At 65.3% G+C, this 13,000-nt stretch carries 9 protein-coding genes; 1 reads left to right on the forward strand and 8 read right to left on the reverse strand.

Annotated elements, in window-relative coordinates:
* Positions 1 to 930 precede the first annotated feature (930 nt).
* Genes NYE40_RS14000 through NYE40_RS14010 form a run of 3 tightly spaced genes read right to left on the reverse strand, consistent with a single transcriptional unit; the run spans position 931 to position 3,649 of the window.
* Complete coding sequence (locus NYE40_RS14000; protein ID WP_028596869.1) at positions 931 to 1,740, reverse strand: GNAT family N-acetyltransferase; 810 nt, start codon at positions 1,738 to 1,740, stop codon at positions 931 to 933.
* 50 nt (positions 1,741 to 1,790) lie between these two features.
* Positions 1,791 to 2,258 carry an SRPBCC domain-containing protein gene (locus NYE40_RS14005; RefSeq protein ID WP_028596870.1) on the reverse strand — a complete coding sequence of 156 codons (468 nt, stop codon included), beginning with the start codon at positions 2,256 to 2,258 and terminating at the stop codon, positions 1,791 to 1,793.
* Between the two features lie 35 nt (positions 2,259 to 2,293).
* Positions 2,294 to 3,649, reverse strand: coding sequence for an EamA family transporter (locus tag NYE40_RS14010; RefSeq protein ID WP_339278575.1), 1,356 nt, complete (start codon positions 3,647 to 3,649; stop codon positions 2,294 to 2,296).
* A gap of 116 nt (positions 3,650 to 3,765) precedes the next feature.
* Between NYE40_RS14010 and NYE40_RS14015 the strand changes: the two genes are divergently transcribed.
* Positions 3,766 to 5,157 carry a PLP-dependent aminotransferase family protein gene (locus tag NYE40_RS14015; RefSeq protein WP_028596871.1) on the forward strand — a complete coding sequence of 464 codons (1,392 nt, stop codon included), beginning with the start codon at positions 3,766 to 3,768 and terminating at the stop codon, positions 5,155 to 5,157.
* Between the two features lie 265 nt (positions 5,158 to 5,422).
* On the opposite strand, the gene NYE40_RS14020 is transcribed toward NYE40_RS14015, so the two are convergent.
* From NYE40_RS14020 to NYE40_RS14040, 5 genes are all read right to left on the reverse strand, one after another.
* Complete coding sequence (locus tag NYE40_RS14020) at positions 5,423 to 6,256, reverse strand: sugar ABC transporter permease (RefSeq protein WP_028596872.1); 834 nt, start codon at positions 6,254 to 6,256, stop codon at positions 5,423 to 5,425.
* Positions 6,253 to 7,563 carry a sugar ABC transporter permease gene (locus NYE40_RS14025; RefSeq protein WP_028596873.1) on the reverse strand — a complete coding sequence of 437 codons (1,311 nt, stop codon included), beginning with the start codon at positions 7,561 to 7,563 and terminating at the stop codon, positions 6,253 to 6,255. Before NYE40_RS14025 ends, NYE40_RS14020 begins: the two co-directional genes overlap by 4 nt.
* 110 nt (positions 7,564 to 7,673) lie before the next feature.
* Positions 7,674 to 8,984: a maltose ABC transporter substrate-binding protein gene (locus NYE40_RS14030; RefSeq protein WP_339278576.1), complete on the reverse strand. Its 1,311-nt coding sequence runs from the start codon at positions 8,982 to 8,984 to the stop codon at positions 7,674 to 7,676.
* Positions 8,985 to 9,314: 330 nt separating this feature from the next.
* Positions 9,315 to 11,597, reverse strand: coding sequence for an alpha-amylase family glycosyl hydrolase (locus tag NYE40_RS14035; RefSeq protein WP_339278577.1), 2,283 nt, complete (start codon positions 11,595 to 11,597; stop codon positions 9,315 to 9,317).
* Positions 11,598 to 11,759: 162 nt separating this feature from the next.
* Positions 11,760 to 12,782, reverse strand: a complete 1,023-nt coding sequence (locus NYE40_RS14040) for a LacI family DNA-binding transcriptional regulator (protein ID WP_028596876.1) — start codon at positions 12,780 to 12,782, stop codon at positions 11,760 to 11,762.
* Positions 12,783 to 13,000: the final 218 nt, after the last annotated feature.

Here is a 13,000-nt window from a genome sequence, read left to right on the forward strand (position 1 = left end):
TCTCTAGGGATCGGGCCTGCGAAGAGCCGGCCGCGAGCCCTGTTGCTCGTTGATCGAATATATGTTCGCATTTCGCTCTAAACGTATTATATACCGAATGTATGTTCCCTATGCAAGAGGGAAAATAAGGAAGCGCAAGCAGCCCGCAAGCCTCTGCAGAGGCTTGCGGGCTGAAAGGGCGGCGGGCGAAGAGCGGACGGCGGACGAGAGCGGGAAGCGGGCCGGGCGCTGCGAGCGAAGGCGGACACGGCGAGCGGACGGGCACGGGCCGCGGACGGCGAACGAGAGCGGGAAGCGGGATAGCGAGCCGGGCGCGGGTGAGCGAAGGCGGACAAGGCGAGCGGACAGGCACGGGCCGCGGACGGCGAGCGGCGAGGCGCTATCGGCTCCACGAGGGAGCCGAATGTTCCTTGATTCGACGATCTCCGGCGCTTCGGCTCCACGAGGGAGCCGAAGGTTCCTTGATTCGACGTTATCCGGCGCTTCGGCTCACGGGGGAGCCGAAGGTTCCTTGATTCGACGTTATCCGGCGCTTCGGCTCCATGAGGGAGCTGAATGTTCCTTGATTCGACGTCACCCGGCGCTTCGGCTCCACGAGGGAGCCGAATGTTCCTTGATTCGACGATCACTGGCGCTTCGGCTCGACGAGGGAACCGAATGTTCCTTGATTCGACGTTATCCGGCGCTTCGGCTCCACGAGGGAGCCGAAGGTTCCTTGATTCGACGATCTCCGGCGCTTCGGCTCCACGAGGGAGCCGAAGGTTCCTTGGCTCGCGCCAGCGCTTTGAATAAACGCCCTAACCCGCCGATCATGAATCCTTAGCCGCTTCAACCGCATGCTTCAACAATATAGAACTGGCAATAGGTCCTGTTCTGCCTGGAACCAGCGTTATTGCACTTGGCAGGTCCAAGCAGCCCTCGTAGTCGACATCATGCAAATTTGATGTCCGCGATCACGCCCGCCGGCTCGAAGCCGAGGCGGCGGTAGACGCGGTTGGAGTCGGGATAGGCGCAGTCGGCATAGAGCATCGGCACGAGCCCTTGGCCAGCGATGCGGCCGGCAACGCCGGCGACGAGCGCGCTCCCGTAGCCTCTGCGCCTGCGGTCCGGGGGCGTGTACACGGCGTTGATGCGCCCGTGCCGCGGCGAGGCGCCGCCGTAGCCCGCCATCGCGGACGGCTCGCCGCCGTCTTCCCACAGGTAGAGCTTGGCCGCGCGGATGAGCGTGTCGGCCGTGGCCAGCTGGCCGGCGGCGTCAGCCGGCTCGCCGTACACGTCGCGGACCATGCCGGCGAGGAATTCCGCCGCGAGCCCCCGCTCGTCCGCCCCGAACAGGCGCATCCGTCCGGAGACGCCGGTCGGCGGAAGGAGGGCCGGCGCCGCGTAGGCTTCCATGACCATGCCGACCCGCGTTCCCCTCCCCGTGCGCTCCCCGTGCCGCGCCGCGAAGCTTGGCGCCGCGTCCGGCGAGCCGGATACGCCTGGCAGCAGCTCGTCCGCCAGCGCTTCGTCCAGCTCGCCCAGCAGGCGCTCCCGCTCCGGCGGCTCGAGCTCCGGAGACAGCCAGAGCCAGCCGTTGCGGCCTGGCGACTGGGCGAACACGAGCCGTCCGTCGCCCGAGCGCAGCCGCCTCGATTCCGGCGCCGCGCTGATGGTGTGGATCAGATTGAAAGCCGTCTCTTCCCGCACGAACGCTTTCTGCTCCAGCGTGCCGTCTCCCGGCAGAAACGATTGCAGCATGGCCGATCCCCTCCTTTCATGTCTGGCTCCGGCGGGAGCCAGGCGGGCCGTCAGCCCGATTCGCCGTCTCCGGCCCGCCCGTCCTCCAGGGCGTCGCGGAGCGCGCCAAGCGCCTGCTCCCAGCGCCGCTTCATGAGCTCACGCTCGGCGGGACCGGCCAGCCGCTCCTGATGGAAGCTCACCGCCGTCCGGCCCTCGCCGGAGGGCAGCAAGCGGATCTGCAGCGTCGAAGGCTCGTCCCATTCCGGCAGCCGCCAGCGAAGCCGCAGCTGGCGCCCGGGCTTCACGACGACGAAGCGGCTCTCGATGCCTTCCGAAGAGACAAGCTCGCTTCCCGGCTCCAGCTCCCGAGGCCGCGCGTCTCCGAGCCACAGCGCGAGGCCTGCCTCTGTCCCCGTCAGATGCCGCCAGATGCGCTCGGCGGAAGCGCCGAGCGTGCGGCGCACGCCGATCTGCCAGCCCGCATCCGCCGTAAGGCCGACGGGCCGTCCCTCGGCCTGATCCGCATTCCGATCCATCTCTTCCCCTCCTAAAATCGGACGTTTTTTCCAGCTTACCTCGTTCGCCGGCGGCTGTAAATGCTCGCCTCCGCCGGATCCCCGCTTCCAGCCGGGAAGGATCGGAAGCGCTGCCCGCCGCGCGCCTCGGCCGAAGCGCTGCCCGCGCCTCGACTCCGCTTGCCGGCAGAGCCGGGGGAGCGGCCGATCAGCGCCATGCCGAGCATGACGAGCAAGCCGCCGCTCCACTGCGTCCAGCCGGCATGCTCGCCGAGCACGAGCACCGACAGCAGCAGCGCGCTGAACGGCATCATCCCGGAGCAGGCCGCCGCCGTCGACGCCGGGCAGCGCCGGATGCCGGCGTACCACAGGCCGAACGCCGCCGCCGTCACGACCGGGCCGTACCAGAGAAGCGCCAGCCACTCGGTCGCGCCGAGCGCGGCGAATGCTCCGAGCGGCCGCTCGAAGGCGGCGAGCGGCAGGCTGAGCAGCAGCGCCATGCCGGCGACGAGCGCCGTCTGCAGCGCCGGACGGAGCGGCGCCTCCGCGCCCTCGGCCGGTTGCGCCGCCGCCCCGGACGGCTCGCCCGCGTCCCCGCTGCTACCCGCCCCCGCCTCTGCAGACGGCCGTCCTACGGCCCCGCTCCCGCTCGCCGCCTCTGCAGACGACCGGCCCGCGTCCCCGCTGCTGCCCGCCGCCGCCTCTGCAGACAACCGGCCCGTGTCCCCGCTGCCGCTCGCCTCCGCCGCCCCGGACGGCTCGCCCGTGTCCCCGCTGCCGCTCGCCTCCGCCGCCCCGGACGGCCGTCCTACGGCCCCGCTCCCGCTCGCCTCCGAGCCTCCCGCCGCACGCCCCCCGGCCCGGCCGGCCGCCGTCCAGCGCGACAGCACGCTGAACAGCGCTTCGCTCCCGGCGGCTCCGAGCACCCACAGATTGCCGGCCAGATGCGCCGCCGTCAGCGCGCCTCCGCCGGCCGATGCCGCTCCCTGGATGAGCATGACGCCGAGCACGGTCGCCAGCACGCCGCCCAGTCGCGCCGGACCGCTGCGCTCGCGCAGCAGCAGCCAGGCGATTCCGACGGTCAGCGCGGGCGTCGCGCCGATCATGATGCCCGCCTCCGCGGAACTCGTCCGCTCCAGGCCCAGCTGCAGGCAGACGCGGAACAGCACGATGCCGAACGCCGCCTGTCCGGCCAGCTGCAGCCATTGTCCTCGCGACAGGCGGCGCAGCGAGGCGATCGCGCTGCGTCCGAGCGCGGGCAGCAGGCAGAGCAGCGACAGCAGCAGGCTCGCCGCCGTCAGCGTGAACGGCTGCAGATGCCTGCCGAGCAGCGCCGCCGCGATGACGGAGCTGCCGGCCAGGCTGAACGAGGCGAGCAGCAGCAGCAGGCCTGTTCTCGATGATCGATCCATGCGCTTCCCCTCCTTTTTCTGCCATCTTAGTCCAGAAGCTGGTATGATGAAAGAGCCAGTCGGGCCCGGTATCAGCCGGACCAGTGACAAGAGAATGGAATGGGGGCATGAGGGCGATGTGGGGAATCCGCCTGGACCGGGACGGCGACATGCCGATGAAGCGCCAGCTGTTCGCCGCGCTGCGGGAGCGGATCTGGTCGGGAGCGCTCGCCGCCGGCGAGGAGCTGCCGTCGACGCGGCGGCTCGCGGAGGCGCTCGGCGTCTCGCGCAATACGGTGAACGAGGCGTTCGAGATGCTGCTCGCGGAAGGCTACGCAGTCAGCCGTCAGGGGGCGCCGACGCGGATCGCCGACGGCGTGCGGCTGGACCCTCGGTCCGCGTCAGCGCCGCGTCCGCCCGCCCCTCCGCCCGCGCGGCTGCTGGCGGACTTCCGCACGGGGCAGCCGGACCTGCGGACGTTCCCCCGCTACTTGTGGCAGCAGCTCGCCGCCAAGGCGATGCGCGACATGCCGGAGCCGTGGCTCGGCTATACGGGCCCGCAAGGGCTGCCGCGGCTGCGCGAGGAGATCGCCGCCTGGCTGCTGCGCAGCAAGGGGCTGCAGGCCGATCCTTCCGACCTGTTCATCACGGCGGGAGCGACGCACGCGCTGCATCTGGCCGCCGACCTGCTGTACGAGCCGGGGCTCGATCTCATCACCGAGGATCCGTGCCATGCGGAGATGATCCGCGTCTTTCTGGAAAAGGGCTACGCCGCCAAGCGCATCCCCGTGGACGAGCACGGCATGGTCACGTCGCGGCTCGGAGGGCGCCCGGGCAGCCCGATCTACGTGACGCCGTCCCACCAGTTCCCGCTCGGCGGCATCCTGCCTGCCGCGCGGCGGGCGGAGCTGCTGCGCTTCGCGCGCGAGAGCGGCAGCTACATCCTCGAGGACGACTACGACAGCGAGTTCCGCTACTACGGCGATCCGGCGACACCGCTGGCCGCGATGGACGCGGAGCGGGTCGTCTACATCGGCACGTTCAGCAAGGCGCTCTTCCCCGCCCTGCGCATCGGCTACGCGATCGTGCCGCGCGCGCTCCAGAGCCGCTGGACGTACGCCCGCCTGCATGTCGACGTCCAGAACCCGGCGTTCGACCAGGCGGTGCTGGCCGAATTCCTCGCCGCCCGCAAGCTCGACCGCCACGTCGCCCGCATGCGCCGCCTGTACCGCGAGCGCCGGCAGGCGCTGCTGGAGGCGCTGTCCGAGCAGTTCGGGGACCGCTGGCGCTGCTGGGGCGACGCGGCGGGGCTGCATCTCGCCGTCGAATTCCCCGGACGCCGCTTCGGCGAGACGTTCCGCGAGCTCGCGCTGCTGCGCGGCATCCGCATCGTCCCGCTGGAGCAGCATTGCCTCCAGAAAGGCCGGCACGAGAGCAAGCTGCTGTTCGGCTACGGCCATCTCGAGCCGGAGGAGATCACCGCGGGGATGCGAGCGCTGAAGGCGCTGCTGGACGAAGCCGGAAGCTGATCCGCACCGCCATGCCCTGCGCCGCGGGATCGGCCGCGCTCCTCGCCGCTCCTGCCCCCATGCGCCCCAAGGCGAAAGGCAAAGCGAATCCAAGGCACATTTAAGCCTTGGTTGATGCGGAATCCGCGATTCAAAAAGCCGCCGGCCGCTCCCGAAGGAGCCGCCGGCGGCCGAGAACAAGAAAAAGGGGTCGCCCCCGGGTCCGTCGAAACGGCTCCCGGAGGCGGCCCCTTGCGGCTTTCACAAACCGATCCGGCAGGCCGGATCAGCCCTTGGACGCGCCGGACATCATGCCCTGCACGAGGAAGCGCTGCAGGAAGAAGAACAGCAGCGTGATCGGCACGGCGATCAGCACCGCGCCGGCGGCGAACAGCGTGAAGTTGCTGTTCTGGAAGGAGTTGACGAGATCCCACATGCCGACGGCGAGCGTCCAGTTCTCTTTCGTGCGCAGCACGAGCCGGGCGAAGATGAAGTCCACCCACGCGCCGGTGAAGGTCGTCAGCGCGACGTAGGTGAGCATCGGCTTGGACAGCGGCAGCATGATCTTCAGGAACACCTGCAGATGCGTCGCCCCGTCGATGCGGGCCGCCTCGTCGAGGCTGCGCGGAATCGTGTCATAGAAGCCCTTGACGACGAAGCCGCCGAGCACCGAGCCCGCCGAGTAGACGAGGATGAGCGCCGCGTGCGTGTCGAGCAGGTTGAGCTGCAGCAGGAAGATGAAGATCGCGATCATGCTCATGAAGCCCGGGAACATGCCGAGCACGAGCATCGTCGTGAGGATGTTCTGCCGGCCGCGGAAGCGGAAGCGGGACAGCGCGTACATGCTCAGCGTGATCAGGATCGTCGAGAAGACCATGGTCAGCGTCGCGATCTTGAGCGTATTCAGGTACCAGCGGCCGTACTGGAAGCTCGGGTTGTTGAACAGCTCCTTGTAGTGCGCGATCGTGAACGTTTCCGGAATCAAGGTCTCGCTGTACAGCGACGTGCCGGGACGGAACGAGGAGAGCAGGATCCAGAGCGCCGGATAGATCGCAATGACCGCGATCGCGATCAGCAGCAAGTATTTAAGCACGAGAAAGATCGTCGAGCGCGTTTTCATTGGATCATGTCCTCCTCTTTGAACGACCGCGTGCGTCTGTAGTTCCAGATGGAGAACGACGCCACGATCAGGAATATGATGATGCCGATGGCCGAGGCCATGTTGAACTGGCTGTTGTTGAGCGTCAGCTTATACAGCCAGGTGACGAGCAGGTCGGTGCTGCCGGCGTACTGGTAGCTGCCGTTGACCGGATCGCCGTTCGTGAGCAGGAAGATGACGTTGAAGTTGTTGATGTTGCCCGCGAACTGCGTGATGAGGATCGGCGCGGTCGAGAACAGGATGAACGGCATCGTGATGATGCGGAATTTCTGGAAGCCGGTCGCTCCGTCCACGTCCGCCGCCTCGTACATGTCCTTCGGAATCGCCGTCAGGATGCCGAGGATGAGCACCATCGTCACCGGGATGCCGATCCACATGTTGACGAGGATGACCGTCGCCTTGGCCCAGAGCGGATCGGTCAGCCACGGCAGCTTGCCGAGGCCGAAGTAGCCGAGATACTGGTTGATCGGACCGAACTGGCCGTTGAACAGGTTGCGCATGGCGAGCAGCGAGATGAGCTGCGGGATCGCATACGGCAGGATGAAGATCGTGCGCCACAGCTTCTTGAAGCGCACGCCCTTGGACTCGATGAGCAGCGCGACGAGGATGCCGCCGAAATACGTCGTGACCGTCGCGACGACGGCCCAGACGATCGTCCAGGTGAAGACGCCGACGAACGTGCCGCTCCAGGTCTTGAGCGTGAGCAGGTTGGCGAACGTGCCGAAGCCGACCCAGTCGACGAGCGACTTCGGCGGGATATGGTTCGGCGAGGCGTAGTTGGTGAACGCCAGCATGATCATGAACACGATCGGCATGATCGTCAGGAACAGCACCCCGGCCGCCGGCAGCGCCAGCATGAGATGCGGGAACTTCTTATCCGTCACATAAGCGAACGTCTGCTTGAACGAGGCCGGCTTCGCTCCCGCTTCGCGGGCGGCTCCCGTCCGGTAGGCGTCGCGGATATTCATGATATAGATGATGAGGAAAATCGCGAACAGGAACAGCGTGATCAGTCCGCTGATCAGCAGATAGATCGAGTGGTCCCCTTCGACGCGGACCGTGACCCTGCCGACCTTTTCGAATCCTTGCGTCTTCTCTCCGAGCGTGTACACGCCCCAGATCGCCTTGCCGAGACTCGGCAAGAACGTGAAAATAGCCAGCGCTTCAACGGCTGCTAGCAGCAGGCCCTTGAGGTATTGGCGGTTGTACAGCTGTCCGAGGCCCATGAAGAGCGTGGACAGCACAGCTGCGAGGCTACGATGGCGCATCCTGCCGGCTCCCTCCCTTGTCTATCTAGGCTCCATGTGAATGAACAGGGCCCGCCGGCAGCTTGCGCTGGCCGGCGGGCTTGCTCAGTCGATTGTTCCGTTCCGCCAGCTTACTTCGGAGCGGCTCCGTTGTTGGCGTCTTTGATCTGCTGCACGGCGTTGTCAAGCGCCGTCTTGGCGTCCTTGCCCTCGTTCCATACGTCGGACAGAGCGGCGCCGACCGGGCTCCATACGTTGCCCATTTCCGGGATGGAAGGCATCGGAGTCGATTGGTTGAACTGATCGAGGAAGCCTTTGACGATCTCGTTGCTCTGCACGGAAGGATCGTTCGCCGCTTCCTTGTTGGCCGGCAGCGCGCCCGTCATCTCGAAGTTCTTGAGCTGGGCTTCCTTCGTCGACGTGAAGTGCGCGAACAGGCGAGCCGCGTTCGGGTACTTGGAGAAGGAGTTGACGTACCAAGCCTTGACGCCGGAGAAGGAAGATGCCGGCTGGCCGTTGATCGACGGCAGCGGAGCGACGCCGAAGTCGATGCCGGCATTGCGGTAGTCGGCGATCGTCCACGGACCGTTAATGTCCATCGCCAGCGTGCCGTTCATGAACAGGCCCTTCTTGATGTCATACGTGATGTCGCCGGAGTTCAGCGGCAGCAGCTTGTCTTTGAGCGTGCCGTAGTACGTCATGCCTTGGATCGCGCCTTCGTTGTTCAGGCCGATGTCTTCCTTGTTCTGGCCGTTGTCGCCGTAGATGTAGCCGCCGGTGGACAGGAACGGATAGTTGAAGTACAGGTTGCCGACTTCCCACATGATGGCGAATTTGTTCGCTTTCGGATCATTGTAGGTTTTGGCGAAGGCTTCGACTTCCTCGAACGTCTTCGGAGGCGTCGGCACGAGCTTCTTGTTGTAGAACAGCGCGTACGTCTCGACCGAGCGCGGGTAGCCGTACAGCGTGCCGTCATACGTGACGGCGTTCAGCGCGATTTCGGAGCTGGCCGCTTTGGTCTCTTCCTCGTAGTAGTCGTTCGGCAGCACGAGGCCGGCGGATACCGCCTTGCCGAGGTTGTCATGCGGGAACAGCACGACGTCGGCGCCGAGGCCGGCCGGACCGTCGTTGATCAGCTTGTTGACCTGGTCGCCCGCGCCCAGCTCCTCGAATTTCACTTGAACGCCGTACTTCTCGGTGAACTCCTTGGCGATCGCCTCGACGAACGGACGCTCCTCCTTGCTCTCCCAGACGAGCAGGGAAGCGCCTTCCTCCGGCTGGAGCTCCTCGGCTGCCGCGCCTCCGGCGTCCGCGTTCGCGGCCGGGCTCGGAGCGGTGCTGGCCGCAGGCTCTGCCGAGTTGCCTCCGTTGCCGCCGTTGTTGCCGCATGCCGATACGAGCGCCATCGCCGCGACCATCGTCCATACATAAGCCTTTTTCATGTTCAACCTGACCCCTTTCGTATGTTCCAGCTTCACGATCAGGGAAAGAAAGACCGAAATCCGCCAAAACGCGCAAACGTTTGCCAAATTTGCGAAACTTGTCGAACGGATCTTTCTTTCCCCTGACTTGCGTTTTGTCCGCTTTCATGAAAGCGGTTCATTCATTAACCTCATCCATCATACATCAGCAAAACCGGTTTGTTAAATCGTTTGCACTGCTTGTTTTCTGCCTATAATCGCTCGTTTACGTTGTTTTGCCCTTAATACCTCTGTTTTACGCAGAATATCTCTTTTTTTGATTCAATTGTCCCTCCTGCACGCGGGACAAGCCTACTGCCACGTATAGACGACGGTATCGGCCGAGCCGGATGTCGGCGCGGTGAACGTGCGGTTCGATCCGCCTTCCCAGACGACATTGCCGCTCGCGTCCTTTTTGACGAACTTGAACTGGAACGTCGCGCCCTTCGGCACGCTGACCGGCAGGAACCAGACCGGATAGTTCGGGTTCATCATCGCTTCGGTAGACTTGGCCGCATCCCAGCTGCCGAGCTCCGCGATGCTGCCGACAAGATGGATGTTCTGTCCCGGCGTGGTCGTCGCGTTCACCTTGAAGATGACCTGCACCTGATCGTCGGTCAGCACCTCATAGGCGAACGTATTGCTGACGCTGCTGCCCTTGGTCACGGTAATCGTCTGCGGGCCTGCGGCTACGCTTGGCACGACCGCTTCGATGAACGTATCGCTGCTGCTGACGACGGTCGCCGTCGCCGTGCCGAACTTCACGACCGGCGAGCCGCCGAGTCCGGTGCCGTAGATGTAGACCGTATTGCCCGGACGGCCGGAGGTCGAGACGACGTCGCCGATGCGCGGCACGGTCGTGCCGAGGGAAGGATTGTACGACCAGACGTTCACTTGGCCGCCGGCGAGCGTGAAGCTGGCGATCTTGTTCTGGCCGGAGACGTTCGTCACGCTGGCCGAAGCGCCGGACAGCAGTCCGCCAAGCGTGTCGGCATAGGTGCCGGCAGGCAGCGTCGTGTTGATCGCCGGCACGACGAAGCTCGAGTTCGGCTGGCGGTTCACGGCGACGACGACCTGCTTGTCGTAGAACTGGCGCTGGTAGACGAGCACGTCGTTCGTGCTGTACAGCACCGACGTCGTGCCGTAGGCGACCGCCTCGTTGGACTGGCGCAGCGCCGACAGGCTCTTGATGACCTTGTACGCCGTCGAGTTCTGGTTGAACGACGCGGCCTTCTCCATGAACACGCGGCCCGCGATGTCGCTGCTGTCCGCCGACGACAGGTACTGCTCCGTGCCGTAGTAGATGTTCGGCGTGCCGCGGCTCGTCATGAGCGTCGCCAGCGCGGCATGGTACGGCTTGTCGTTCGGCTGGATGTAGCGGAAGCGCGTGACGTCGTGGTTGTCGAGGAACGTCACCGCCTGGTTCTCGTAGGTGTAGTCCGCGCTCGTCGTCAGCAGCATGTTGCCGAAGCTGCTCATCGTCTCGGAGAAATTGCCGAACGCGTTGGTCGACGCGCGGAAATACTCGAAGTCGAGGTTGTTCACGCCGGTACGGTCCGGGAACGTCCGGTACTCGTCGTACTTCGGATCGGGACGCGAGATGAAGAATTCGCCGAAATGCGTCATCGGACCTCCGGAGGCGGAGTCGATCGCGTCTTTCAGCCCTTTCGTGAAGGCCGGGTTCATATGCAGCGTCGCGTCATGCCGGAAGCCGTCGACGCCCTTGGACTTCCAGAACGTCGCCGCTTTTTCCAGATGGGCGATGACCGCGCTGTTCTCCTGCGAGAAGTCGGCGAGCGAGCCGAGATCCTTGTGGCGGAAGCCGTAGCGGGAGCTGTCGGCGCCGCGGTCGCCGAGCCCGTGGAACCAGCCGTTCACGTCGTTGTGCGGATCGGCGAGCAGGTTGTCCGTCTTGCCGTCGCCGTTGGCGTCGAGCAGGTCGCCGGCGGCATTGAACTGATAGGCGCCCGCTGCGTTTTTGTCCGGCTCGTACAGCTTGCCGTCCTCGGCGCTGTAGCCGCTTGTCGGGTTCTGCCAGCGGCTCGTATGGTTCGTGACGAAGTCGATGACGAGCTTGATGCCCTGGGCGTGCAGCGCGTCGCGCAGCCCCTCGAAGTCCTTCATCAGGCCGAAATGCTTGTTCGTCGCGAAGTAGTTGCGCACATGGTAGCCGTGGAAGCTCGTCCAGCGGTTGATGGCGCCGCCCGCCTGATAGTCGTTGATGGCGGTATCGCGGTTGGAGTAAGGCGCGGAGATCCAGACGGCCGTGACGCCCATGTTTTTCAAATAGGGGATCTTGTCGATGATGCCCTTCCAATCGCCGCCCTGATACAGCTTGAGATCGTTGCCGTCGCCGCGCCCGTCGCCGTTCGCGTCGTCGAACAGCGTCGGGTCGAAGCCCGCCGGCTTGTTGTTGCTCGTATCGCCGTCTACGAAACGGTCCGTAATGATCTGATAGACCGTGTCCTTCGGCGTGACCGGGCTGAGCGCCCCGGAAGCCGTAAGCGCTTCCGCTTTAGGCGGGTGGATCGCTCCGGACGGCAGCAACAGGCCGCCTGCCAGCACCGCGATCGTCAATTTTTTCCATACCTTCACTCGTCAACACTCCCCGCTAGAATGGATGGTCGAACAAGAGCTCCTTCCGAGCTCCGGGTTCCCGAACGGTTCCCCCCACCTCCTTTCATCGTTCGGGTCCGGTTCGAATCCATCCGTCCTAGGCCGGCCGGGAGCGCGGGCCTGGACGCTGCCCCTCCGGGACTAGCGGGAAGGCGGCGCCGTGCTTTGGCGCGGCACGAGCTCGACGCCGAGCGTCACGCGCCGCTCCGCGAGCGGCTCCCGCTCCAGCTGGGCCGTCAGCAGGCGGACCGCGGTCCGCCCTTTTTCTACGATGTCCTGGCGCACCGTCGTCAGCGCGGGGATGCAATAGCGCGCCCGCTCGTCATCGTCGAAGCCGACGACCGAGATGTCGCGGGGCACGACGATTCCGAGATCGTGCAGCCCCTTGACGAGGCCGATCGCCGCCATGTCGGACAGGGCGAATACGGCGGTGATGCCGCCCGTCTTGGCCCCGATGCGCGAGGCGGCGCGGTAGCCGCCGAGCGAGGAGGTCGGCTCCTCGTAGACGAGCTCCGGCCGATAAGGCACTCCCGCCTCCTCCAGCGCCCGCCGGTACCCCTGCCAGCGGCAGTAGTTGACGCCGCCTTCGAGCAGCACGCCGGTCAGCAGCGCGATCCGCTCGTGGCCGAGCGACAGCAGATGCTTCGTGCCGATGTAGCCGCCGAGCTCGTCGTCGAGCGCGACCTGGTAGAAGGACGGATCGTCGACGAGGCTGTCCATGAAGACGCACGGTACCCCGAGGCGCAGCATGCTTTCCACAAGCTCCGTGCGGGCGAACGCGCCGACGAAGATCAGGCCGTCCAGATGCTGCTCGCGCACGAACGAGAACGTCTCGTCCGGGCCGATGCCGACGAGGATGACATGCAGCTTGACGCCGCGCGCGCTCTCCTCGATGCCCCGGACGAGATGCCAGTAGAACGGGTTGTCCTGCAAGCGGCCCTTCTCCAGCAGCGGGACGACGACGGCGATCAGCGACGATTTCTTGTCCTTGAGGTTGCGCGCCGACGCGCTCGGCGCGAAGTCGAGCTGGCCGATCGCCTGCTCCACCTTGCGCTGGGTTTCCGGGGAGACGCGCCCCGTGCCGTTGATGACGTTGGATACGGTCGCGATGGACACTTGGGCCAGCTTGGCGACATCCTTGATCGTAACGCGACTGGCGCTCATGCTTGAAGCTCCTTGCTCTTTGGATTAAACGTTTCATCGCATGAAGCAACGACCCCTTCACCGATACCAAAACAGACATGTTGCAGCTTTGACTTGTCTATGATTAAACGTTTCACACCCTGATCATAATCGGCGTCCCGAATTTTGTCAACGAGAAAATGAAAGCGTATTCTATCGAAGGATCGCCGCCGCTTCGCCCGGCCGAGGCGCTTCGGCCC

Source organism: Paenibacillus sp. FSL W8-1187, assembly GCF_037965485.1.
Lineage (GTDB): Bacteria > Bacillota > Bacilli > Paenibacillales > Paenibacillaceae > Paenibacillus_O > Paenibacillus_O pasadenensis.